Annotated in this window: 20 protein-coding genes; 9 read left to right on the top strand and 11 right to left on the bottom strand. The window is 63.6% G+C overall.

The window, feature by feature from the left end; all coding sequences use genetic code 11:
- Positions 1 to 14: 14 nt before the first annotated feature.
- From proC to AWY79_RS01880, 10 genes are all read right to left on the bottom strand, one after another.
- On the bottom strand, positions 15 to 821 hold the full coding sequence (gene proC / locus AWY79_RS01925; RefSeq protein ID WP_066799585.1) for a pyrroline-5-carboxylate reductase: 807 nt from the start codon (positions 819 to 821) through the stop codon (positions 15 to 17).
- Positions 818 to 1,939, bottom strand: a complete 1,122-nt coding sequence (gene lpxB / locus AWY79_RS01920) for a lipid-A-disaccharide synthase (protein WP_066799583.1) — start codon at positions 1,937 to 1,939, stop codon at positions 818 to 820. The genes proC and lpxB overlap by 4 nt, the downstream gene beginning before the upstream one ends.
- A gap of 167 nt (positions 1,940 to 2,106) precedes the next feature.
- Positions 2,107 to 3,456 (bottom strand): MFS transporter, encoded by a 1,350-nt coding sequence (locus AWY79_RS01915; RefSeq protein ID WP_066799581.1) that lies wholly within the window; start codon positions 3,454 to 3,456, stop codon positions 2,107 to 2,109.
- 44 nt (positions 3,457 to 3,500) lie between these two features.
- Positions 3,501 to 3,893, bottom strand: coding sequence for a RidA family protein (locus AWY79_RS01910; RefSeq protein ID WP_066799579.1), 393 nt, complete (start codon positions 3,891 to 3,893; stop codon positions 3,501 to 3,503).
- Between the two features lie 93 nt (positions 3,894 to 3,986).
- Complete coding sequence (locus AWY79_RS01905; RefSeq protein ID WP_066799577.1) at positions 3,987 to 5,312, bottom strand: NAD(P)/FAD-dependent oxidoreductase; 1,326 nt, start codon at positions 5,310 to 5,312, stop codon at positions 3,987 to 3,989.
- A gap of 33 nt (positions 5,313 to 5,345) precedes the next feature.
- Positions 5,346 to 7,493 (bottom strand): acetate--CoA ligase family protein, encoded by a 2,148-nt coding sequence (locus AWY79_RS01900; protein WP_066799575.1) that lies wholly within the window; start codon positions 7,491 to 7,493, stop codon positions 5,346 to 5,348.
- Between the two features lie 54 nt (positions 7,494 to 7,547).
- Positions 7,548 to 7,760 carry a 4Fe-4S dicluster domain-containing protein gene (locus AWY79_RS01895; RefSeq protein WP_066799573.1) on the bottom strand — a complete coding sequence of 71 codons (213 nt, stop codon included), beginning with the start codon at positions 7,758 to 7,760 and terminating at the stop codon, positions 7,548 to 7,550.
- Complete coding sequence (locus AWY79_RS01890) at positions 7,753 to 8,310, bottom strand: 2-oxoacid:acceptor oxidoreductase family protein (RefSeq protein WP_066799571.1); 558 nt, start codon at positions 8,308 to 8,310, stop codon at positions 7,753 to 7,755. Before AWY79_RS01890 ends, AWY79_RS01895 begins: the two co-directional genes overlap by 8 nt.
- The gene (locus tag AWY79_RS01885) at positions 8,300 to 9,061 is read right to left on the bottom strand and encodes a thiamine pyrophosphate-dependent enzyme (RefSeq protein WP_066799569.1); all 762 of its coding nucleotides are present in this window, start codon (positions 9,059 to 9,061) and stop codon (positions 8,300 to 8,302) included. The genes AWY79_RS01890 and AWY79_RS01885 overlap by 11 nt, the downstream gene beginning before the upstream one ends.
- A 4-nt stretch (positions 9,062 to 9,065) precedes the next feature.
- Positions 9,066 to 10,115 (bottom strand): pyruvate ferredoxin oxidoreductase, encoded by a 1,050-nt coding sequence (locus tag AWY79_RS01880; protein ID WP_233490977.1) that lies wholly within the window; start codon positions 10,113 to 10,115, stop codon positions 9,066 to 9,068.
- A gap of 516 nt (positions 10,116 to 10,631) precedes the next feature.
- Here AWY79_RS01880 and AWY79_RS01875 point away from each other — a divergent pair.
- The 9 genes from AWY79_RS01875 to AWY79_RS01835 all read left to right on the top strand — a co-directional run bounded on the left by AWY79_RS01875 (position 10,632) and on the right by AWY79_RS01835 (position 22,421).
- Positions 10,632 to 12,197, top strand: coding sequence for a BCCT family transporter (locus AWY79_RS01875; RefSeq protein WP_078063568.1), 1,566 nt, complete (start codon positions 10,632 to 10,634; stop codon positions 12,195 to 12,197).
- Positions 12,198 to 12,279: 82 nt separating this feature from the next.
- The gene (locus tag AWY79_RS01870) at positions 12,280 to 13,098 is read left to right on the top strand and encodes an IclR family transcriptional regulator (protein ID WP_066799565.1); all 819 of its coding nucleotides are present in this window, start codon (positions 12,280 to 12,282) and stop codon (positions 13,096 to 13,098) included.
- Positions 13,099 to 13,160: 62 nt separating this feature from the next.
- Positions 13,161 to 13,763 (top strand): UbiX family flavin prenyltransferase, encoded by a 603-nt coding sequence (locus AWY79_RS01865; protein WP_066799563.1) that lies wholly within the window; start codon positions 13,161 to 13,163, stop codon positions 13,761 to 13,763.
- A gap of 444 nt (positions 13,764 to 14,207) precedes the next feature.
- Positions 14,208 to 14,870: a 4Fe-4S dicluster domain-containing protein gene (locus tag AWY79_RS01860; RefSeq protein WP_066799561.1), complete on the top strand. Its 663-nt coding sequence runs from the start codon at positions 14,208 to 14,210 to the stop codon at positions 14,868 to 14,870.
- Positions 14,871 to 14,897: 27 nt separating this feature from the next.
- Complete coding sequence (locus tag AWY79_RS01855) at positions 14,898 to 17,042, top strand: aldehyde ferredoxin oxidoreductase N-terminal domain-containing protein (RefSeq protein ID WP_078063566.1); 2,145 nt, start codon at positions 14,898 to 14,900, stop codon at positions 17,040 to 17,042.
- 126 nt (positions 17,043 to 17,168) lie between these two features.
- The gene (locus AWY79_RS01850) at positions 17,169 to 18,566 is read left to right on the top strand and encodes a B12-binding domain-containing radical SAM protein (protein WP_066799557.1); all 1,398 of its coding nucleotides are present in this window, start codon (positions 17,169 to 17,171) and stop codon (positions 18,564 to 18,566) included.
- Positions 18,567 to 18,684: 118 nt separating this feature from the next.
- On the top strand, positions 18,685 to 19,827 hold the full coding sequence (locus AWY79_RS01845) for an iron-containing alcohol dehydrogenase (protein ID WP_066799555.1): 1,143 nt from the start codon (positions 18,685 to 18,687) through the stop codon (positions 19,825 to 19,827).
- 1 nt (position 19,828) lies between these two features.
- Entirely contained in the window at positions 19,829 to 21,067 is a 1,239-nt protein-coding gene (locus AWY79_RS01840; protein WP_066799553.1) for a two-component system sensor histidine kinase NtrB, read from the top strand.
- 7 nt (positions 21,068 to 21,074) lie between these two features.
- On the top strand, positions 21,075 to 22,421 hold the full coding sequence (locus AWY79_RS01835; RefSeq protein WP_066799551.1) for a sigma-54-dependent transcriptional regulator: 1,347 nt from the start codon (positions 21,075 to 21,077) through the stop codon (positions 22,419 to 22,421).
- Between the two features lie 45 nt (positions 22,422 to 22,466).
- On the opposite strand, the gene AWY79_RS01830 is transcribed toward AWY79_RS01835, so the two are convergent.
- The gene (locus tag AWY79_RS01830) at positions 22,467 to 24,911 is read right to left on the bottom strand and encodes a glycosyltransferase (protein ID WP_066799549.1); all 2,445 of its coding nucleotides are present in this window, start codon (positions 24,909 to 24,911) and stop codon (positions 22,467 to 22,469) included.
- Positions 24,912 to 24,913 lie beyond the last annotated feature (2 nt).

Below are 24,913 nucleotides of genomic sequence, written 5' to 3'. Positions count from 1 at the left end.
GGCGTTGGCGGGTCTCACGACATGGAGCCGCCGCCCATCTCGACGCTGCGGTTGAAGGCCACCCGGATAGCGTCCATTATGTTCCCGCGCACGGCGGTCCGGTCAAAATGGGCCAGGGCCGCGATGGTCGTTCCGGCCGGGGCGACGGACATCTCCCTGAGCAGGCTGATGTGCCTGTCGGACCGCTCCGCCATGAGGCTCGCGCCACGAAACAACTTCTTGACCATGCGGGAAGAACTCTCCCGCTCCAGCCCCAATTCCACGCCCGACTCGATCATGGCCTCGATCAGATAAAAGATGAACGCCGGTCCCGAGCCGACCACCGCGGTGAACGCGTCGAACGACCGCTCGGGCAGGACGTGCACGTCGCCCGAGGGGCGGAACAGATCGAGGACGGCCCGTTTCTGCGCTTTTGTCAGGGCCGGGTCGTCGAAGCACACCGCCGTCACGCCCTCGCCGATCATGGCCGGACTGTTGGGCATGGTGCGGACAACGGGGCAGATGTTGTCCACGCCGTGCCGGAGGTCGCTTTGCGTCAGGCCCGCCGCAAGAGACACCAGACACTTGTCCGGTGTCAATGCCGGAAGCATATCCGGCCAGACCGCTCCGGCCTGCTGCGGCTTCACGGCCAGGACGATGAGGTCCGACCTGCTCGTCAGCTCCCCGATGCCGCCGCAGGGGATGAGCCCGGTTTCCCTGGCCAGCGCCTCCAGTTTGTGCGGTGTCTGGTTCAGCCCGAACACCGTGATGTCCTTGGCGCCCGTCAGGGTCCCGATGATGGCCCCGCCCATGTTGCCCGTTCCGATGAATCCGACGTTCATTGCCGTCCTCCTTCGTGTGCTGCAAGAATGCTTTGGGCTGCGGCCCGGATGCCGCCCGAAGGGCCGACGATGCGGCGCAGCTCACCCAGTTCCTTTCTGATTTTCGGCAACAGGCCGGGGTCGCCCAGCCAGGCCTTCATCTGCGCATAGCAGTTCTCCGCGGTGGCCCGCTCCTGAAGGTATTCCGGGAATATCTCCCTGTTGAGCAGGATGTTGGTCAGGCTGGCCCGCTGCGACAGCGCCAGCCTGCGCATGACGAAGGCGGCGGGCGGGTCGATCTTGTAGGCGACGATGGTCGGCGTGCCCACCAGGCCGGTTTCCAGCGTCGCCGTTCCCGATGCGGCCAGGATCATGCCGGACCGGCGTATCATATTGAACCGGTCCTCGGGCTCCACGAAGACCGCGGGCACGCCGGGGGGCCAATGCCGCTTCAGGTAGCGGCGGCTGATGCCCGGAGCCCGAGCGATGGAGAAGAACGTCCAGGGCATCTCCCGATGGATGCGTCCGGCGGCCTCGGCGAACTCGGGCAGGAGGAAGGCGATTTCCTTTTTCCTGCTCCCGGGCATGATCCCGATCTGGAAGGGGTCGGGCTTCATCCGATCCAGCTGTTGCAGCGGGATCATGTCGAGGAGGGGATGGCCGGCGTACAGGGGGCGGCAGCCGCGGGTATGGAAGAAGTCGGGCTCGAAGGGGAGCGCGCAGAGGATGCTCCGCACGCACCGGCGCAGGGTCTTCAGGCCTTTTTGTCTCCAGGCCCAGAGCTGCGGCGCGATGAAGTAGAGGACGGGGATGTTCATGGCGTGGGCGGCCTTGGCCAGCGGCAGGTTGAAGTCCGGGCAGTCCACCATGACGACCGCGTCCGGGCGGTCATGCTCCCATGCCTTGGTGATCTCCCGGTGCAGCCGGAGCAGTCCGGGCAGCCCGAGGAGGACGTCGAGGAAACCCGTGAAGCAGAGTCGGCTCATGGGGAAACGCAGGTCCGCGCCCGCACTGGAGAGCATGGGGCCGCCCATGCCGCTGATATGCAGGGACGGGTCCTGGCGCAGCAGCTCCTCGGTCAGCGCCCCGGCGTACATGTCGCCGGACGCCTCGCTGCAGTTGATCCAGATCTTACGCATGGGCCTTGTCCTTTGCTCCCGGCGTAAGCGGGACGGACCAGCAGCCGGGGGAGGGGGCGGCGGCCGCTCCGGAAAGGGATTTGGTGCTCATGGTCGGGGGAGAAGGGGGCGGTGATGCCCCCGGGACATGCCGGGGGACATCACCAGGAGGTTATGTCGAATGCGATTTAGGCTTTGGCAAAGCTCTCGTTGGCGGAGAGCGGCTTGCAGGTAAACCTGGTCGAGGTCTCGGGGGCCAGGATCTGGCAGACCACGCCTCCGATGAGCAGGGAGGCGATGCAGCACACGAGGGTGGTGGTCACGCCGTACTGTTCGGTGACCACAGGCAGCATCCAGGTTCCCATGCCCGCGCCGATGCGGCTGGCGGCGATGGTCAGGCCGACGCCGGAGCCGCGGAGTTCCGTGGGGAAAAGCTCCGGCGGATACAGCCATTCGGCGACGATGGAGATGGCCAGCACGGTGGAGAAGGCTCCCAGCAGGACGAAGGCCAGGGTCGGGGGCATGGTCTGCCACACGGTCATCAGGGTCAGGATCGCCCCGGCGCCGTAGAAGGTCCACATCAGGAAGGCGCGGCGGGAGATCTTGTCGGCAATGAGGATGCCGATGATGACGCCGACCATGGTGAAGCCGTTGTACATCATGCCCGAGGCATGGGGATTGGCTATGTGGAGGCCCTTGACCACCACGGGCAGGAAGATGGAGATGGCGAAGAAGGGCAGGACCTGGCAGAGGAAGAAGGTGCAGGAGGTGACCGTGTTGCGCCACAGCTCGCGGCTGAACAGTCTGAAGAAGGAGGCGGATGCGGTCTTTTCCTTTTGCTCGGGAAGAGCGAACCCGGTGCCGAGGTGAGCATGCACCAGTTTCAGGGCCGCATCGGCCCCCTTCTTGGACAGGGTCCAGGACGGGGATTCCGGAGATCCGAGCCTGACGATGAGGGTGATTGCGGCGAGCACTGCGGAGGAGCTGATGATCCAGCGCCAGCCGTCGTCTCCCAGATCGCCGAGGGAGGCGATGAAGAATCCGGCGAAGTAGGAGATGATGTAGCCGAAGGTCCAGGCGGCCATGAGCCAGCTCATCATCTTGGTGCGGATTTTCTCCGGGGTCCATTCGCTGAGCAGGGAGACGCCGACGGTGTAGTCCGCGCCCACGCACATGCCGAGCATGAACCTGACGGCCACCAGCAGCGAGGGGTCGGAGATGAAGAACTGGAGAACCGACAGCACGAGGACGATCATCGAAACGAGCGCGTACGCCCCTTTCCGGCCCAGGCGGTCGATGATGATGCCGGTCAGCAGGCTGCCGAAAAGGATGCCGAAAAGGGCTCCCGCACCGATAAGACCCATCCAGTAGCTGTCCAGGCCCAGCACGCCGGTGGCGTACGACAGGGCGATGCCGACAATGCCGAGGATGTATCCGTCACAGATCTGGCCCATGAAGGTGCCTACCGCGATTTTCTTGTGAACGGGCGAAAACGGGGCGTCTTCGAAGCAGATACGGTTCTGTCCACTGGTAGCCATTGTAAACCTCTTCTTTTAGATATTATTGGAGAATCAACTACCTATTACATTCCTCGCGACTTTCCCTTGTAGGCGATCGCATCCAATTCCAGCAGACAGCCGTGGGCGATCTCTCCCGCGCCCAGGCACAGGCGGGCCGGGCGGTGATCGCCCATGAAGTCGGCGTAGACCTCGTTGAAGCCGTCGAAGTCTTCCATGCTGGTCAGGAAGACGTTGACTTTGGCGATGTCCGAAATATCGAGACCGGCGGCGTCCAGGACGCACTTCAGGTTGTACAGCGTCTGGAAGGTCTGCTCCTTGATGGTGGTTCCGACCACATGGCCGGAGGTGGGGTGGAACGGGACCTGGCCACAGATGTAATAGGTGTCCCCCGCTTTGACGCAGTGGCTGTAAGGGCCTATAACTTCAGCGGATTCGGCAGAATTGAAGAATTCCATGAGCTACTCCTTCGGGTATGGGGCTCCTGCCGGAAGGATGCCGGGGGCATTGGCGGCATCCTTCCGGTTAACAGGAGCTGGCTAGGGGTATGGTTAGATTTCCTTTTTGGCGCAGAACTCTTCAAAGAAGAGCCGGGCTTCCGCTCCCATGGTCAGGAACGGTTCCGGGGGAAGCTTTTTGGGGGTCGAGATCTTCTGGAGGAAGGCCAGGTTGTCGCTGTTCATGCCGCTGACCCATTCCGCCAGGTAGTAGCCGCACAGGCTGGTCTTGGCCACGCCCGCGCCCTCGCCGCTGGCCGAGGCGAACACGGTGGAGTTCTGCTGGAGCATCAGCGGCCGGAAGTTCATGGTCATGTTGATCATGCCGCCGTACACGAACTCGAAGTTGACGTGCTTCAGTTCCGGGAAACGGTTCTCGTAGGCCCGGCGGAGCTTGGGAATGGCCCGCTGGATGCGCTGGTGGGAAGTCGTCAGGTTGGTGGCGAAGGAGAACCCGTTGCGCACGAATATGCGGTTGTCGCGGGTGAAGCGGACGGTGGTTCCCGCCGGATGGCCCGCCGTGCATCCCCAGGGCTTGACGCCCGCGAAATGCCGCATCTCGTCGTCGGTGAAGCGGCGGGTGAAGGCGCCGTAGGAGAGCACGGGGCAGAACACCTTGTTGCCTATGCCGAACTGCGGGATGAAGGGGCCGCCCGTGACCAGGACGAACTTGCACTTGACCCGCTTGCCGCTGCGGAGGATGACGCTGGTGGGGCTGCCCTCGTCGATGCGCATGACCGGACACTCCTCGAATACGTCCACGGAGTCCGGCATGGCGGAGAACATGGCGCGCAGGACGTCGGCCGGGTTGATGAGCACGGAACCGGGGGTGTACAGGGCCTTCTTGTAGTACCGGGTGCCGGTGCGGCGGAACAGCTCCTCGCCTTCCACCACTTCGTAGGAGCAGTTCATCCGCTTGAGCTCGTCCACTTCGTGATCGATGAGCTTGAAGCTCTTTTCCTCGGCGCAGCACAGGTATTTGCCGCAGTGATCCCAGTCGACGTCATCAATGCCGTTGTCCTTGATGGTGTCTTCCATCCACTTGATGATGAAGGTGTTCAACTGGAAGTACTTCTGGTTCTCCTCGAAGGAGGAGGCGCCCTGGTCGCCGAAGTCGTGGGGGACGTCGATGATGAAGCCGGCGTTCTTGCCGCTGTCGTTGTCGCCGATCTTGATGGCCTCGAACACGGCGATCCGGGCGTCGGGATGCAGCTCGGCCAGGTGCCTGGCCGCGGCCTGGCCGCCGTATCCGGCGCCGACCACGACGTAGTCGTACTCGTCCCTGATCTCAGAGAGATCGTTGAAGCGGTGGAACTTGTAGTCGGACATTTCCACCCAGCTCTGGCCTGTGGTCGTGGGGTAAATCTTTACGTCTTTCATAACCCAACTCTTTTGTTGAAGTTTTATATTTAGCTAGCTGTGGAGGACGATTCGGGCGTCCGCGATGGCCAGCCCTTTTTCCCATGCGAAGACCGGGTTGAGATCGACCTCGGCGATGTCCCGCAGCTCGTTCACGAGGTGCGAGACCACGCAGGCGGTCTCGGCCAACGCCTCCAGGTCGCAGGGCTTGGAGCCGCGCGCGCCCTGGAGCATTCCCAGTCCCTTGATCTCGCGGATCATGCTGCGGCAGGCGGGCATGTTCACCGGGGCCACCCGGAAGGCCACGTCCTTGAGAATCTCCACGAAGATGCCGCCCAGCCCGAACATCACGGTCGGGCCGAAGGTGTTGTCGTGGCTCGAACCGATGATGCACTCGACGCCTCCGGGCAGCATCGCGGTCATCATGACGCCGAGGATGTCGGCGTCCGACTTGTACAGGCGGCCGTTTCGGACCAACCGTTCGTAGGCCTCGCCCGCCATCTCGCCGGACTCGATGTTCAGGGCCACGCCGCCGGCATCGGTCTTGTGCAGGATCTCCGGAGACACGATCTTCATCACCACCTTGCCGCCGATCTTCCCGTAGACCTCCGCGGCCTCTTCCGCGCTGGTCACCAGGAAGTCCTCGGTGACGCCGAGGCCGTAGCAGCGAAGGATCTCCCGCGCCTCGGTCTCGACCATGTTCACCCGGCCGGATTTTCGGACCGCGTCGATGATGGCCGCGGCCTTTTCCCTGCGGTCGGCGGGCATGTCCGGCAGTTCCCCGGCAGCCTCTTCCGCGAGGGCCTTGCGGAGGTCGCCGTAACCCGAGAGCACGCCCATGGTGCGGACGGCGGCGTCCACCTCGCCGAAGACCGGAACGCCGTTCTCACGGATGTATTCCAGGCATTCGGGGTTCTGGGGCGCATAGATGGAGTGCATCACGACGGGCTTGTCCCCGGCGGCGATCCGCTCGGTCATGCTCCGGGCCACGTCCATCTCCAGGGCGCGGAATTCCTCGGACAGGTCGGCGTATCCGCCGTACAGGCCCACGATGATTATGCCGTCCACATCCGGGTCGTCCAGCAGGACTTCCAGGCAACGGTCGAAAACCCACATGTCAGCTTCGGGGGTGCCCGCCAGATCGACCGGGTTCTTGATGGGGCAGTGCGGCATCAGGATTTCCCGGAGCTTGGCCTGGGTGGCGTCGGACAGGACAGGGGCTTCCAGGTTGAACTTTTCGGCAAAGTCCGTGGCCATGACGCCGTGCCCGCCGCCGTCGGTCAGGATGGCGATGCGCTTGCCCCGGGCGGGCTTGCACTTGGAGAAGGCCTCGGCCGCGTCCAGCAGCTGGTTGGGGCTGTCCACGCGGATGATCCCGGCCTGCCTGAGGGCGGCGTCGAAGATCTTTTCACTGCCCGCCAGGGAGCCGGTATGGGAGGCGGCGGCGCGGGCGCCCGCGGCGCTGCGGCCGATTTTGATGGCGGCGATGGGTTTGCGGGCCGCGGTCTTTTGCGCGGCCTCGATGAATTTGCGGCCGTCCTCCTCGCTCTCGACGCGGAGGCCTTCCATGTACAGGAGCAGGCACTTGGTGTCGTCATCGCCCTCGATGTACTCGACGAAGTCGTGGAACCGCATGTCCATCTGGTTGCCGATGGTCGCCCAGCAGCTGTAGCCGAGGTTGCGGGACTTGGCATTGAAGTTGATGTCGATGCCGAAGTTGCCGCTCTGCAGCACGAGGCTCATGGGGCCGGGGGCCAGGTCGATGATGCTCGCGTTCATGCTCTTGGCCGCGCTGTAGGTGCCCATGCAGTTCGGGCCCTGGACGCGCATGTTGCCCTTGCGGGCGATTTCGAGCATCTGCCGTTCCAGTTCCTTGCCCTCGGGGCCGACTTCGCCGAAGCCGGTGGAGACCACGATGGCGCATTTGACGCCCTTTTCCACACACTGCTCCATGACGGGCAGGATGAACTTGGGGGCGATGGCGATGATGGCCAGGTCCACTTCGCCCGGAACGGACAGGATGTCGGGGAAGGTCGGTCGGCCGAAGATTTCGCCGCCCGAGCGGGAGACAAGGTGGATGTCTCCCTCGAACTTGTTTTCAATCAGGCTCTTGGCTGTCCAATACCCGTACTTCTTCGAGTTGGAGGAAGCGCCGATCAGGGCGACGCTTTTGGGTTGGAACAGGGGGACCAGATCATTCATGAAGAAGCTCCTTACAAGAAACCATCCCCTGTAACGGGGATGGAAACGTACAATTTATGCTTTGATTACGCCAATGGCCATGTCGGGGCAGACGATGCCGCAGATGTCGCACAGCACGCAGTTTTCCGGGTTGGCCTGGACGACATAGTTGTATCCCTGCCCATTGATTTCCTTGCCGATGGCCAGGACTTCCTTGGGACAATTGTCAACACACAGTCCGCACGCCTTGCAGCGGCGGGCGTCGATAACATGGTGCTTGTCAGCCATTGGCGGCCTCCTTGTTCATGGCGGCGTATCCGGCGCGCAGCGCCTCGACGTTCAGTCCGACCAGTTTCGGTTTCTTGGCTCCGAAGACCTCGTTCACGACTTCCTCGACCGTTTCCAGCTTGAGGATTCCGGTCCCGGCCAGCACGGCCCCGAGCATGACCATGTTGGCGCAGCGCACGGTGCCGAGCTCGACGCCCATGTCCGAAACGGGCAGGAGAATCTGGTCACAGCCCTCGGCTTCCCGGGGCGTTTCGATCATGGAGGTGTTGGTGAAGAGCTTGCCGCCGGAGACCGTGCCGTCAAAGCAGTTGTCGTAGATGGACTGGCTGAGGGCCACGGCGATGGTGGCGTCGTTTTCCACGATGGGGCTGCCGATGCATTCGTCGGAGACGATCACGTAGGCGGTGGAGTCTCCGCCCCGCTGCTCGATGCCGTAGGTCTGGGTCATGACGACCTTCAGGTTTTCCTTGATCGCGCCCAGGCAGACCATTTTCGCCATCAGCGCGGACCCCTGTCCGCCGGACCCGGAAAACATACACTTATGCAACATTGTCTTGCTCCGTTTCGTCTTTGAAGACCTGAGGTTTGAAGTAGGCGGTCGCATGTTCGGCGCACCACTGGTAGGAGTCCCGGACGTTCTTCTTCAGCCCGGTCGGGCAGGGCACGATGACCTCCACGAAGGCGTAGCCGAGGCCCTTGACCTGGCATTCGAACGCCTTCTGGATGCTTTTCTTGGCCTTGCGGATGTCCTTGGGGGTGGCGACCGTCTCCCGGGCCAGGTATTTGACGCCGGGCATGTGCTGCATCATCTCCGGCACGAGCAGCGGGTAGCCCTGCCGGGCGGTGTCGCGGCCCTTGGTGGTGGTCGTGGTCACCTGGCCGTGCAGGGAGGTGGGCGACATCTGGCCGCCGGTCATGCCGAAGACCGAGTTGTTGACCATGACGGTGGTGACCGGCATGCCCTTGTTGGCCGCATGCAGCAGGTCGCCGAGGCCGATGGCGCAGGTGTCGCCGTCGCCCGCGTAGGTGAAGACGATGTTGTCCGGCCGGGTCATCTTGTAGCCGATGGCGAAGGACGGGGAGCGGCCATGGGTGGCCTCGATGGCGTCGATATCCATATAGTGATGCGAGAATCCGCCGCAGCCGATGCCGACGATGGCGACGGTCCGCTTCATGATGCCCAGGTTTTCGATGGCTTCGGCCACCAGTCTGGTCACGATGCCGTGCCCGCAGCCGGGGCAGTAGCTGGTCAGTTTGTCGAGGTTCAGCGTCTCGCCGTATTTGGCGCTCAGGTTTTCCATTTGGTTATTCCCCCAGGATTCTTTCTGCTTCGGCAACCATTTCTGCCAGGGTGTTCATGGGCATGTCGCCGCCGGTCTTGCCGAGGAAATGGACCGGGATCCGCCCGTTCACGGCCAGCCGGACGTCGTCGACCATCTGACCGTGGTTCATTTCCACCACCAGGATGTTCTTCACCGATTCGGGAAGGGCCGAGAACGCCTTGTCCGGGAACGGCCACAGGGTGATGGGCCGGATGAACCCGACCTTCCTGCCCTGGGCGCGCATCCTAGTGACCAGGTCCCTGCACATGCGGCCGTGGATGCCGAAGGCGGCGACCACCAGTTCCGCGTCCTCCACCTGCTCGGACTCCCACATGGGCTCGTTCTCGCGGATGACTTCGTACTTGGCGCGGAGCCGCTCGTTCATCACGTAGCCGTCCTCGTGGGAATAGCTGCCGGTGATGAGGGCGCGCTTGGGATGGTCCTGGGTTCCGGTGAAGGCCCAGCCGGAGGTGTCGAACTCGGCGGAATAATCGTTGTAGGCGGGGAGGGTGGCCGACTCGGTCATCTGGGCGCTGACGCCGTCGAGCACGAACAGCACGGGGGTGCGGTACGTGTATGCCAGGCGGATGCCGTGCGGCATGATGTCGGCGATTTCCTGGCCGGAGGAGGGCGCCAGGACGATGACGTGATAGTCGCCGTGCGCGCCGCCCCGGGTGGCGACGAAGTAGTCGCTCTGCGCGCCGAGGATGTCGCCGTCGCCCGGCCCCACGCGCATGGAGTCGAACATGATGCAGGGCAGTTCCGCGGCGCACATGAAGCCGATGGCTTCGTGCATCAGGGTCACGCCGGGGCCGGAGCTGGAGGTTGCGCACAGGGTGCCGGAGCTGGCCGCCCCGGCGAGGGCGCTGGATACGGCGATCTCGCTTTCCATCTGCATCATCTCGCCGCCGTATTCGGGCAGGATGACGGCCATCCTCTTCATGACGTCCGTCGCCGGAGTGATGGGGTATGCGAAGTGATACTTCACTCCGCAACGCGCCAGGCTCTCGGCGAAGGTTTCCGTGTTTTTCAAAAACAAAGTTTCCTGGGTCATATTCACCTCAATGAAATTTGTTGCGGTTCGTCCAATTAACGTCAGCTTGTTCCGTATTGTGGTATATTGTACCACAATACGGGGTAAAAAAAGGAGCAGTCGCCTGCTGCTTACATACCGCATTGCGGTATTGTGTACCGTTAAAGTGCACCTTATCCGAGATGCCGAGTTCCGTCAATACCCCTCGATGAAACTTGTATGAGCCAATTTTATTCATCTATTGAATGAGTTGTTGCATTTTTCAATTCAGATCGCGACAGAGCACATTTCCGGAAAGGTGCTCTTCCAAAAAAAGACAACCCCATTGACATCACGTTTCTGTTGCTCTAATCTTACCACAAAACGGTACGCGATATCATTATTGCGAAGAGGACGAGCCGTTATGTTGCAATGCCCGGCCTGCTTGCTCTTTCGAAATGTCGATGGAGACGGGAGCCGCGTTGACCGGCATTATGGCGGATCAGGTAGTTCATCAGACAAGTTGGGGATGAGATCATGACCGAGGATGCCTGTATAGCCGAACGAAGGAAACTCAATCACTACACCTTTTGGCCCGGTTTCATACTGCTCGCATTCGGGATACTTCTGGGGCTGGTCTATCACGAGGGGCTGGCCGCCATTTTGTCCCGGACCATGAGCTGGATCCACGTGAACTTCGGATGGCTGGAGGTGTCCCTCGGGATCATCATCGTCATGTTCACCGCCGGGATCGCCTTTTCGCCCATCGGCGACATCCGGCTCGGCGGGAGGGACGCCAAGCCCGAGTTCACCTTCTGGCAGTGGTTCGCCCTTTCCCTGTGCGGCTGCATCGGCATCGGCATTCTGTTCTGGGCCATGGGCGAGCCCATCTACCACATGATGCAGCCGCCGCTGAGCCTGCATCTGGAGCCCGGCTCAAAGGACGCGGGGGTGTTCGCCATCGCGCAGACCACCCTGCACTGGACCATCGCCCAGTACTGTTTTTACACCATCTGCGCCGTGGCCATCGCCCTGGTCAGCTACAACCGCAACTATCCCCTTTCCGTCGCGGCCGGGATGTACGCCATCTTCCCGAAGAAATACCGCCCGATCCTGGTCCCGACGGTGCACGCCATCTGCCTGTTTTCCCTGTGTTGCGCCATCGCCACCAGCATGGGCGCGGGGCTCATGCAGATCGGCAGCGGCACCGGCAGGATATTCGGCTACACCCCCGGTGCCGGCACCTGGGCCGTGGCAGCCGCCATCATCATCCCCATCTATGTGCTCTCGTCCTATTCCGGCCTGAAAAAAGGCATGCGCTATCTCTCCACGGGCACCACGCGGGCGTTCTTCTTTTTCATGGCCATTGTTCTTCTGGCGGGGCCCACGCTGTTCATCCTGGGGATAGGCGTCGAGTCCTTCGGCTATTTCGCCAACAATTTCTTCCGCAACAGCACCCTGCTCAACACCATGCAGGTCAACGACAAATGGCCCATGCAGTGGCTCGTTCCCTACATGGAGATCTTCTTCATCTTCGCCCCGCTGCTGGGTCACTTCCTGGCGCGCATGGGCAAGGGGCGGACCATCCGCCAGTTCATCCTGGTCAACGTCGTGCCGCCCACCATCTTCTGCCATTTCTGGATCGCCACCTTCGGCGGCACGGCCGTCTACTTCCAGTGGAGCGGCCTGGTGGACGTCTGGGCGGGCATCCACGAGTTCGGCATGGAATCCATGGTCTACATTCTCCTTTCCCAGTTCCCGTTCAGCAAGATCCTGATGGGAATATTCGTCGTGACCATCGTCTTCTCGTTCGCCACCATGACCGATTCCCTGGTGGCCACCCTGGCCATCATCTCCACCAAGGGCGTTCACGTCGGCGAGGAACCGCCCAAGCACCTGAAGATCATCTGGGGCGTGGTGGTCGGCCTCATCGCCTACGTTTTGTGCATATCCGGGGGGATCGAGCCGGTGCGCGGATTGATATCACTCGCCGGATTCCCGATGATGCTTTTTACTTTCGCCATGTGCGTGTCACTGGTGAAAGACGGTATGCATCTGTTGAACAAACCGGACTGGCTAGACAATAAATCGGATGATTGTTAAAAATGCAAAGCCCTTCCAATCCTGAAGGGCTTTGAATTTTCCCCCGGTGTCAATTCCGGCAATCATCTCTTCGAGGAAAATGATGGCAGACGACAAGTATTTCATGATGCGCTCCCTGGAAAAAGCCTTGTTCGTCATCGAGACGATGGCGACCAAAAGCAACTGGAAACTGAAGACGCTCCACGAGGCGTGCTCCATACCCAAGGGAACGTTGCAGCGCATCCTGCGGACCCTGGAAGAGCTGGACTATGTGCGGCAGATCGAACGCGGCGGCGCGTATGCGTTGACGCTCAAGCTGCACAAGATCGGCAAGCAGATCGCCTCGCAGAGCGACCTTGGCACCGCGCTGAAGCCGATTCTCTCCCGCCTGCGGGACAAGGTGAACGAGACGGTCAACCTGACCGTGCTCACCGGGACAGACATGGTCGTCGTGCATCAGGTCACTTCCGACCACGCGTTGCAGATGGACTCCGTGATCGGCGATTCCTTCCCCGCGTACATGTCCGCATCGGGAAAGGTCTTTCTGGCCTTCCTGCCCGAGGAGGAGCGCCAGCGGTTCGTCAAGGAGCTGCGGCGAAGCGACTCCGGCATCACCAGCGACACCCTCAGCGGTCTCTACGAAGAAATGGAAAAGGTCCGTGAAAACGGGATCGGCTTCGATTTCGAGGAACTGTACAAGGGCGTCCGGTGCGTGGCCGCGCCGGTTTTCGACGACGCGGGAACCATCGTCGCCTCCATAAGCTGCTCGGTCCCCACCGTGCGCCTGGACCGGTATTTCTCCCAGAAGCTCCTGTACGAAATCCCCCTGGCGGCGGGCGAAGCATCCAGGCTGCTGCACGCGCCCGAAAATTCCTTTCATTTCGACATCGACGAAGCGGTCGAGAAGCTCGTGGCCGAATAGCCGAAGACGGCGCGGCTTGCCCGATGAACCCGCAGACCATTGCGGCCCCGAGGAGACGAATAATGGAGCACCCGAAACGATTGACCATCGGGATAAGCGGAGCCAGCGGTTCCGTGCTGGCCCTGGAGCTGCTCAAGGCCCTCAAGGAGATTCCCGGCTGGGAGACGCATCTCGTGATCAGCAAGGGGGGCGTGCGTACCCTCGAACACGAGACGCGCGTCACGGAATCCCAGCTGACGGAATATGCGACCCGGGTGTACGACAGGGAAGACGTCGGGGCCAATGTCGCCAGCGGGACCTTCGTGACCGAGGGCATGGTCATCGTGCCGTGCAGCATGAAGACCGTGGCCGGGGTCTGCCACGGCTATTCCGACAACCTGCTCCTGCGGGCCGCGGACGTGACCATCAAGGAGCGCCGCAAGCTGGTCATGATCGCCCGGGAGACCCCACTCAGCCCGATACATCTGCGCAACATGCTGACCCTGTCCCAGATGGGCGTGGTCATCATGCCGCCCATGCTGACCTATTACACCCACCCCCGGTCCGTCGCCGACATGACCAACCACATCGTGGGAAAAATCCTGCATGAATTCGGCGTCGAAGGACAAGACTTCAAGCGGTGGGGCAACGCGGAGTGCGTCACTCCGCTCCGCGCGCTTTCGTGATTCGGCCTTGAAGCCCGGAAGGATGCTCCGCGGCGGGCGTCCCGTTCCATCCGTCCTTTCGGGAAAGCGCCGGACACGTGCCTCTCGCAAACGCGGCGGGTCTTTCAGGCAGAGTCGCTTTCTCCATGCGTGACTATCCGCTCTTCCGTTAGGCCGTCATCCGGCCGTACCTCCGCCGCAAAAGGCGGGTCATTCCGACACAGCCTTTTCCCCCGTTCGGGTCAATAGGGAACGGTCCGCGCGGGCGCCGCGCCCTGCGTTCAGGACCGTTTTACCGCATCCGAAAAATTCCCTCATTTTTTACAAATCGGCGATTGTGTAGGGCTAGTATTATGCCCAAATCATGCACGAAATGGCGGCGCCCGCCCGCTGCCGCGGAGGTGGTCCCGGAATTGCTCAAGGAGTGTTCATGCGGTTCAACGCGAAACACTACAGGAGGTAACTGTGAGCACCAACAAGGCAATGGACCATACGGCAACCGAGGAAGCGGCCGACGCCCGTCCGGCGGTCAAAAAGGAATCGTCTCCGTCCAAGGGGAAGGGAATATCGCGGCGCAAGATGCTCGGGTTCCTGGGCGTCCAGGTCGTGGCCGGAACCCTGGCCGGGGCGGCCATTGCGGCCCCCAAGAATTTCAAGGCGGAACACTACAACCGGGGGATCACGCCGGACCAGCTGCCCAACACGCGCTCCTGGCTGATCACCGATCCGACCACCTGCGTGGGCTGCCGGACCTGCGAGATCGTCTGCTCCCTGAGCCACGACGACATCTGCCAGCCCGCCCTGTCCCGAATCCACACCACCTATGACCCGCAGCACAAGCTGGTCAAGCTGGCGGTCATGCCCGACGTCTGCCGCCAGTGCAACATGGCCGACTGCTACCTGGCCTGCGAATACGACGCCCTGACCCTTGATCCCAAGACCGGAGCGCGGGTCATCGACCCCGCCAAGTGCGAGGGGTGCGGCGAATGCTTCGCGGCGTGTCCCTACGACATGATCGTGGAGAACAAGGAGAAGAGCATCTTCTCCAAGTGCGACCTCTGCGGCGGCGACCCCATGTGCGTCAAGTACTGCCCGGCGGACGCCCTGAAGTTCATCGAACTCGGTTAACCACACACAACCCAAGGAGACGGTACAATGTACGGATGGGCTGGAAAGATATTGCGAGTCAACCTGGACGACGGTTCCATAGTCAAGGAAGATACGTCCAAGTACCTGAATTATACCGGGGGCATCGGTTTCGGCTACAAGGTGGTCTTCGACGAGGCCCCCACGGCGGGTCCTTTTGACCCCGAAAACCGGATCATCTTCGCGGTGGGGCCGCTGACCGGCTCCCTGGCGCCCTCCACCGGGCGCTCCGAGGTCATCTCCATCTCGCCCCACGTCTACGCGCCCAAGTCCAAGCACCCGCTGGTCACCCGCAGCGGCTTCGGCGGCTATTGGGGCGCGGAGCTGAAATTTGCGGGCTACGACGCCGTGATCGTCCAGGGCAAGGCCAAGAAGCCCGTGTTCATCAACGTCGTCGACGACGAGGTGACCATCGAGGACGCCTCGGGCATCTGGGGCAAGGACACCTTCGAGGCCCAGGACATGATCAAGGCCAGGACGGGCGACGAAAAGACCCAGATCGCGGTCATCGGTCCCTCCGGCGAGCGGCTGGTGCGCATCTCCCCGATCATGCACCGCATCGGCAACGCCGCGGGCCAGGGCGGCTTCGGCGCGGTCATGGGGTCCAAGAACCTCAAGGCCATCGCCATCCGGGGCACCAAGGGCGTGCAGGTCGCGGACAAGAAGAACCTGATCAAGTACGTCAAGAGCGTCCGCGAGTTCCAGCCCGGCCCCCTGGGCTCCACGCCGCTGTCCACCGGCCCGCTCAGCTGGACCGAGAAGCACGTGGACCCCAAGGACATCAACAAGCAGGCCCTGCGTTTCGACCAGACCGAGAGTTGCGCCCCCTGGCTGAACAAGTACCACGTCAAGTCCCAGTCCTGCTACGGCTGCCCCCAGGGCTGCTACTCCTACATGAACGTGGACGGCATGGGCGGCGGCGCGGTGAGCTGCACCCAGTGGTTCTACTCCTGGCTGGGCAACCGCGACAAGGCCACCTTCCTGGCCAACCAGCTGGCCAACAAGCTGGGCGTGGACACCTTCGAGATGTTCCCCATGATCCAGTTCGTCTGGTACCTCCAGGACACCACCGTGGGCGGCAAGGACCTGTTGCAGATCCTCCACGAGAAGAAGCTGGTCGGCGACGAGATCATGGCCGGCCTCGAAAAGGGCCACTACCCGCCCAGGGGCGACTTCAGCACCGACGGCCTGGAGACCATGATGAACATGATCGCCTACCGCCAGGGATTCCTGGGCGAAGCCCTGGGCGAAGGGTTCCGTCGGGCCATGGACATCATCGCCGCCAAGTTCGAATCCATGGGCATGAAGGAAGCGGCGCAAAAGACCATGCACTTCGAGAACATGGAAGGCATCATGGGCGGCGTCGTGGGTGGCAACGGCGGCTGGGGCATGTCGGCCCACTACGATCCGCGCACCTTCGGCTACTACTGGGCCGTGAACTTCGCGGTGGAGAATCGCGATCCCAACCGCCACTCCATGACCAACCTGGTGGAGTGGACCGGCCTGACCTTCGAGCAGGCCATGCCCGTGGCCGTCCGGCACTGGGGCGAGGAGATCGCGGAAAACGGCCTCAACGACCTGCACCGCAAGCGCGACGTCCCCCTGACCTGGAACGGCGAGAAGTCGGCCAAGGCCAATGCCTACCTCGGCCAGTTCATCCACTACCGGGGCTGCATCAAGGACAGCATCACGGTCTGCGACTGGGTCTTCCCGATCATGACCAGCGGACGCAAGGACCGCGACTACACCGGCGACATCACCGTGGAGTACAAGCTCTTCGAGCTGGTCACCGGCGAGAAGATGACCCAGAAGACCCTGGACGACAAGGCGGCCCGGATCTGGGTTTTGCACCGACTGCTGACCGCCATGGAATGGGGCGGCGGCCACAAGGTCAACCTGCGCGAGGAGCACGATCAGCTGCCCGATCACTTCTTCACCCCTTCCGAGACCCGGCTGCTGCCGAGCTACCCCCCGGCGGACCCGCCCCATCCCCCGCTGGTCCGGGAGAACTTCGAAGCGGTCAAGAACGAATACTACAAGCTCATGGAGTGGGACACCGAGACCGGCCTGCCCACCCGGAAGCTGATGAAACGGCTGGGCATGGACGCCGAACTGGCGGCCTTCGAGAAGAAGGCGTTCCGGCTCCCGGCATAGCGGCAACCGTTCCTGGTTCACCTCCGTGGCAGGAGCGTTCAACAACCCCGGCCCCCCACCGTCCTTCCCGGGGGCCGGGGCATACCGTCCGGGCGGCCGCGCCCGGAACCAAACCTAGGAGGATGGATGAAGGCATTGCTCCTGACCCCGCCCGCCCCCCGGCTCTGGAACCCGGCCACGGCCGAGGAGGACCTGCTCCCGTCAAAGACGTGGGTCCCCCTCGGCATCGCCTATCTGACCAGCGCTCTGCGCGCCAACGCCGTGGAGACCGTCTTCCGCGACCTGCACCGGGAGACCTGGCCCGAGGTCGCCGCCCTGCTCGAACGCGAGCGCCCCGACCTGGTGGGCATCAGCTGCTTCACCCTGGGCCGGATCAACGCCGACCGCCTCGCCTCCGAGGCCCGGCGCGTGCTGCCCGAGGCGCGCATCGTCGTGGGCGGGCCGCACGCCACCTTCTTTCCGGAACACGTGCTCGCCAACCCCGCCGTGGACGTGGTGGTCCTGGGCGAGGGCGAGGAGACCATCGTCGAGTTGGTGGCGTGTTTCGAGCGGGGCGGCGACCTCGCGGACGTTCCCGGCCTGGCCCTGCGCACCGGAAACGGCGTGGTCCGCACCCGGGCCAGGGAGCGGTCCACGGACCTGGACGGCCTGGCCTTCCCGGCCTACGACGCCTTCGATCTCGCCGAATACAAGTCTCCTGAAATCCCGGAGAGGTACCGGGACCTCGTCGGGACCCACATCCTCAGCTCGCGCGGCTGCCCCTTCCACTGCGGCTTCTGCTCGGTGAACCGGTTCTTCGAGGGCCGCTGGTCCAGGCGCTCTCCGGCCAACGTGGCCGACGAGGTCGAGCGGCTCATAACGGACCTCGGCGTGGGGCATGTCTATTTTTCCGACGACCTGTTCACCCTGGACCGGCAACGCATCCTCGACCTCTGCCGGGAGATCTCCGATCGCGGCCTGCGCTTTGCCTGGATGGCCGAGACCCGCGTCGACCTGGTGGACGCGGAGCTGCTCGCCCGAATGCGCGAGGCCGGATGCTACCGAATCTACTACGGGGTGGAGTCCGGCAGCCCGCGCGTGCTCAAGGCGGCCAACAAGGGGTTCACCGCCGACCAGGTCCGCGAGGCCTTCGCCAAGACCCACGAAGCGGGGATCGAGCCGTGCTGTTTCCTCATGGTCGGCAACCCGGGCGAGACCCCGGAGACCATCGAGGAAACCGTGGCCCTGATCCGCGAAATCCGCCCGGCGACCATGCCCATCCTGGGCATCAACACCCTGCTCCCGGCCTCTCCCCAATACGATCGGGCCAAGGAGGCGGGGCTGATCAGCGACGGGTACTGGCTCGGCGGGGACGCGCCGCCCCCGTACACCCTGGAGCACGACGTGGACGACCTGATCTATCTGCAGATGCTCCTGACCAGGGGCATCGCCCCGCAGGTCTACGAACAGCTGTGCGCCATGGGTTTCGACGAGAAATACTTCCTCATGCGCCGCATGGCCAAGGGGATGGACCGCCGGGCGTGACGGACCCGGGGCGGGGTGTTGGGTCTTTGCAGACAACTGCCCGGAGAGAAAAGATTTTTTTCGTACCGCCTTGATCGCGGACGGGCAAGGCGCTATACAGAAAGCAAAAGGAATCACCGTGGACATATTCAAATTCGCCATACCGGAAGTGATCTTCGGGCGGGGAAGCCTGCAATACGCCAGCATCTGTGCGAAAAGGCTCGGCGCGTCCAAGATATTCGTGGTCTCCGACCCCGGCGTGGAGAGCGTCGGCTGGGTGGAAAACCTGCTCGACATCCTGCGCAAGGAACGGCTGGACTTCGTCTATTTCAACGATGTGGTTCCCAACCCGCGAGATTTCCAGGTCCACAACGGCGCGGACCTCTACCGCCGGGAGGAGGCGGACGTGGTCCTGGCCCTGGGCGGCGGCAGCCCCATGGACGCGGCCAAGGGCATCGCCCTGATCGTCAGCAACGGGGGCGAGATCGCGGACTACGAGGGGGCCAACATGGTCCGCCGTCCCCTGCCGCCCATGGTCTTCATTCCCACCACCATGGGCAGCGAGTCGAACATCTCGCAGTTCACGGTGGTCACCGACGTGGAGCGCAGGGTGAAGATGACGGTCATCAGCCGGACCCTGGTGCCGAACATCTCCATCACCGACCCGCTGCTGCTCGAAACCCTGAGCAGGGAACAGATCATCCCGCCCCTGTTCGACTCCCTGGCCCACGCCGTGGAGTCCTACGTCTCGCCCATCGCCAATCCGTTCACCGAGGCCTGGAGCCTCAAGGGGCTGGACCTGCTCATCCGGCACATCCGCCCCGCCCTGGAGCACTGCAGGCTGGAAGACCTCGAACAGCTGGCCATCGCCGGGACCTCCTCGGGCATGGCCTTCACCAACGCCAGCGTCGGCCTCGGCCACGCCCTGGCCCACGCCCTGGGCGGCATGCACGACGTGGTCCACGGCACGGCCCACTCTCTGCTCCTGCCCAGCGTCATGCGCTTCAACCTCCCGGTCTGCGAGGCCAAGATGGCCAAGATCGGCGAGATCATCACCGGCAAACGGCTCAGGACGGACGAGGCCACGGCCCTGGCGGGCATCGAGGCCCTGGAACAGCTGCGGGAGGAGATCGGCATTCCCTGCCGCCTGCGCGAGATCCTGCCGGACCGGACCATGCTGCCCCAGGCGAGCCACAACGCGGTCAAGGACATCTGCCTGCTGACCAACCCCAGGCAGGCGGACTGGAAGGACATCCTGAACATCTATTACGAGATGTGGTGACATGAACAGGGAAGACGGCAACGGAGACTCCGGCGTCCGCGCGAGCCTGGACGACATCATCGGCATCGAGTCCATCAAGCTCGGGTTCTTCAAGGAAGTCCAGAAGACCATCAACGAGCTCAAGGCCTCGAACATCGAGCTCGAGCGCAAGCGCCGCGACGTCCAGGACATCCTCAACGGCATCCCCGACGTGGTCGCCGTGGTCTCCCGCGAGTACAAGGTGCTCTCGGTGAACAGCGCCTTCTACGAGACCTACGGCAGCCGCGATCCCATCGGGCTGCCGTGCTACCGGGTGTTCAAGGGCGGGGACAAGCCGTGCTCCCCCTGCCCCCTGCTCATGGCCAGGGAGGAGGGCCGCAAGGTCTGCCGCCAGTTGCAGATCATGAACATCGACGGCGAGAACCGGCAGATCGAATGCTCGGCCACGCTCATGCCCGGCACGGGGGACGCGCCGGGCAAGGTCCTGCTCCTGCACCGCGACGTGACCGTGGAAAAGCAGTACCAGGCCAAGTATTTCCAGGCCGAGCGCATGGCGACGGTGGGCGTGCTGGCCGAGGGCGTGGCCCATGAGATCAACAACCCCCTGACCTCCATCCGGGGCTTTGCCGAGGCCCTGCACGGCCACCTGGACAGGCTGGGCACCTGTCTCAAGGACGGCGAACCGTGCAACGGCCTGCTCGAAACCTTCGAGGAATACCTCGACATCGTGCTCCAGGAGTGCAACCGCTGCTCGGAGATCGTCCAGAACCTCCTCAGCTTCGGCCACCGGGACGTGCGCTCCATGGCCATCGTCAACATCAACAACATCATCGTCAACTGCCTGAAGCTGCTCCAGCCCCGGCTGGCCTCTCTTCCCAACGGGATCATCGGCCTCGACCTGTCCGAAGAGGAACCCTGCCTCATGGGCCATCCGGGCGAGCTGATGCAGGTGGCGCTCAACCTGATCGTCAACGCCCTGTACGAGGTCCGCGACACGGGCGGCACCATCCGCATCAGCACCAGCGTGACCGGGAGCATGATCCAGCTGCGGGTCTCGGACACGGGCAAGGGGTTCGAGCCGGAGGACGCGGAAAAGCTCTTCCAGCCCTTCTTCACCACCAAGCCGGCGGGCCAGGGCATCGGCATCGGCCTGTCCACCTGCTACAACATCATCATGAAGCACGGCGGCGAGATCACCGCCACGAGCGAACCGGGCAAGGGCGCCGTCTTCGAGGTCATCCTGCCCCGGCTGGAGGAGTAGCCGCGCCATGACCACCCCCGAAACCAACCGCATCCTGGTGGTGGACGACGAGCCGTTCATCCGCAAGCTGGCCGAACGCGAACTGGCCCTGCCCGGCAGGGAAGTGACCACCGCGGCCACGGCGGCCCAGGCCCTGCGCCTGGCCAAGCGGAACGGGTTCGACGTGGTCCTGCTGGATGTGCGGCTGCCCGACGGCAACGGCAACCGGCTTTTGGAGCACTTCCGGGAGACCCTGCCCGACGTCGAGGTCATCATGATCACCGGCTACTCCGAGGTGGACAGCGCGGTGGAGGCCATGAAGGCCGGGGCCTACGACTACGTGACCAAGCCCTTTTCCCTGGACCGCATGAACCTGCTCATCGACCGCGCCTATCAGCGGCGGGTCATGCAGCGGGAGCTGCGCAGGCTGCGCATGAACAAGGGCGGCAAGCCCAGGTCGAGGCTCATCGGGACCTCGGCGCCCATGCGCCAGATCGGGTTCCTGGTGGACAAGGTCGCGCCCACGGACGCGCCGGTGCTGATCACCGGGGAGAGCGGCGTGGGCAAGAACGTGGTCGTCAACGTCCTGCACAGCCGCAGCTCGCGGGCGGAGATGCCGCTCATCGTAAAGAATTGCGGCGCGTTCAACAAGGAACTGCTGCGCAGCGAGCTGTTCGGCTACTGCAAGGGGGCGTTCACCGGGGCCGAGACGTCCCAGGAGGGCGTGCTGGCCCAGGCGGACAAGGGAACCCTGTTCTTCGACGAGGTGGGCGAGCTGCCCCTGGAGGTCCAGGCCATGCTCCTGCGGGTCTTCGAATCCCAGACCTACCGGCGCGTGGGCGACCGCGAGGAGCGGTCCGTGGACGTCCGCTTCCTCTTTGCCACCAACCGCGACCTGGCCAGGGAGGTGGAAGAGGGCCGCTTCCACGAAGCCCTGTACCACCGCCTGAACGTCTTCCGCATCGACATCCCCCCGCTCAGGGAGCGCAAGGAGGACATCCCGCAACTCATCGAGCACTTCCTGGAGAACCTCTATCCGGACCGGCCGCCCTACCGGCTGTCCAAGCGCGCCGGGCAGAGCATGATCACCTACGACTGGCCGGGCAACGTCCGCGAGCTGCGCAACGTCATCGAGCGGGGCATCATCCTGGCCGAGAACGACCTGATCACCACCAAATGTTTGCCCTCGGACATCGCCGACTCCCTGGAGCAGGGCGAACCGCTCGCCGCGCTGCCCACGCTGGAGCAGCAGGAGAAACGGTACATCCTGCGGGTCATGGAACACGTCGACCAGAACCGCACCCAGGCCGCGCGCATCCTCGGCATCGGGCGCAAGACCCTGTACCGCAAGCTGCGTTCCTTCGGGGATTCCTGATCCGTTCCGCCCGCCGCGCCGGAGGCGTCCTTCCTTACAGGGACGCTAGGCCGCGACATGGGAGCCGAATATTTCCCAGGTCTTGAGAAAGGTCGCGTCGAAGGTCCGGTTTTCCACGTGGGATCGGGCCTTGCGGCGCATGTAGGCGATGCGTTCCGGGGTGTCGATCATGTGGAGGATGGCCCGGAGCAGGGCGTCCGGGTCGTTTGCCGGGACGATGAGCCCGGTCTCGTTGGGCAGGACGTTCTCGGCCGGGCCGCCCTTGTCGGTGACGATCACGGGCAGACCGGAGGCCTGGGCTTCGAGGACCACGTTGCCGAAGGTGTCGGTGGCCGAGGGAAAGACGAAGAGGTCGGCGCTGGCGTAGGCCTGGGCCAGGGGTTCGCCCTTGAGCACGCCGGTGAAGGTGGCGGGGGTGTTGCGCAGACGCCGCTGCATCTCCGGCAGGTAGGGGCCGTCGCCGACCACGATGAGCTGGAGCGAGTCGCGCATTTTGGCGGCCTTGCGAAACGCCTCGGTGAGCACGTCGAGGCCCTTTTCCACGGACACCCGGCCCACGTAGAGCAGCTTGGTGCGCCCGCCCACATCGAACTTGTTGAAGAATCCGTTGCGCTTGGCGGGGTGGAACCGTTCGGTGTCCACGCCGCGCGGGTAGGTGACGATCTTGCCGGGGTCGATGCCCCGGTCGGTGAGTTCGAACCGGGTCGCCTCCGAGGGCGCGTAGATGACCTGCATCTGGTTGTAGAACCAGGACATGTACCGCCAGCAGCCGTCTTCCAGCCCGGCGTCCTCGGTGAACGCGCCCACGTATTCGGGGAAGGCGGTGTGGTAGGTGCCGTGGAAGGGCAGCTTGAGGATCTTCGAGATGGCCAGGGCCGCGAGGCCGACCGGTCCGGGCGTGGCCGCGAGGATGCAGTCGTACTCCTGCTCGAAGCAGTGGGTGAGCATGTCGAGAAACGGCGGGTAGGCCAGGGAGAGTTCCGGATATTCCGGGATGTTGAAGCGGCCCACCGGTTCGAAGGAGACCGCGCCGGGCACGTCGGCCATGGCCCCGCAGGTGACCACGGTCATGTCCTTGCCGTGGCGGGCGACCATCTTGAGCTGCTGGCGGATGGTCCGGGCCACGCCGTTGATCTCGTCGAAGGTGTCGGTGAAGTGCGCGATCTTGATGTCGTCGCCGGACCGCTTGGCCCTGCTCTTGCTGAACCGCGCCAGGCACTGGTTGGAAAAGGCGCGCTCGTGGGAGAAGAGGTCGTAGCCCACGAAGTAGGGGGCGAGCAGGGTGTAGAGCGAGCCCGCCGACCCGATGGAGTGGAAGACGTCGAAGAGGTTGGCGCCGAGCACGGAATTGAGGGTGCGGTCCGCGAACTGGGCCAGCACGCGGTTGGCGGCCAGGGACACGAAGCGCGCCCATTCCTTTTCCAGGACCACCACGTCGTCCACCTTGCCGCGCGCGATGCGCATCAGGGTCGGGTCGTGGGCGATGATGTCCGCGGCCTCCTTGAGCAGCAGCCCCTGGACCGTGTCCGTGGGGCCGTATTCGCGGTGCAGGGTGGCCTTGCCGCGCCCGATGATCCGCTGGAGCAGGGAGGAGAGGCGGGGCTTGGGCTCCGCGCCGGGGGACAGGGCGGCCTTGATGAACCGGAAGCAGAGGTGTTCCGAGACCTCGGGCGACAGGTGGCCCATGCGCGAGCGGTAGAACTGGTAGCCGATGCCGTAGAGGTTGTGGGCCATGGTCCGGGGCGTGGCCGGGGTTCCGGCGGGGCGCGAGGTCCGGTCGCCCAGCCCGGCCAGGACGTTGTTCAGGCTGGGCTGGCCCGGGAACACGGTGTGCATGCGCGCGATGTTCAGGGAGCTGTGGTCGTCGGACCCGCCGGTCAAGCCCTTTTCCCACGGCTCGTCGCCGTAGGGGGCGAGGTCGTGGGTGTTGGCCAGCCGGTCGATGTCCAGCGGGGTGAGCCGGGTGACGATGTCGCGCAGGGTCTTGTTCTGGCGGGCGTCGCGGGTGCCGTTTTCCTCGAAGGTGTTGAAGAGCAGGAGCGTCTGCTCGAAGTGGGCCGGGGTGAGGCGGTCGTTGACCGCGAAGAGCGGGTGGGCCAGGACGTGGTGGATGTTCTGTTCGCGGAGGTAGGGGACGAGCTCGAAGACGTTCTCGCGCAGTTGCTGGATGTCCTCGTGCTGGGGTTCGGTGATGTCATAGGCCAGGACGTGGAGCTTGCAGCGGTCTTCCGGGAAATAGGTGGTGATCTCCTCGCTGACGAAGGTGTTCGGCAGGTGGGCGATCTCCAGGGCCCCGGCGATGGTGTTGTGGTCGGTGATGGTGACCATGTCCATGCCCCGCTTGAGGGCGGTCTCGTAGAGGGCCTTCGGCTCGGTGAAGCTCTCGGGGCAGCCGATCTTTTGCAGTATCCACTGGGACGGCCGGGTGGAAAACCGGGAGTGGACGTGCATGTCCACCTTGAATTGGGGCTTGAACGCCGGATCGGCCATGG

This window comes from Pseudodesulfovibrio indicus, assembly GCF_001563225.1.
GTDB classification, from domain to species: Bacteria; Desulfobacterota; Desulfovibrionia; order Desulfovibrionales; family Desulfovibrionaceae; genus Pseudodesulfovibrio; species Pseudodesulfovibrio indicus.
This window is presented reverse-complemented; position numbering and strand designations above follow the sequence as displayed.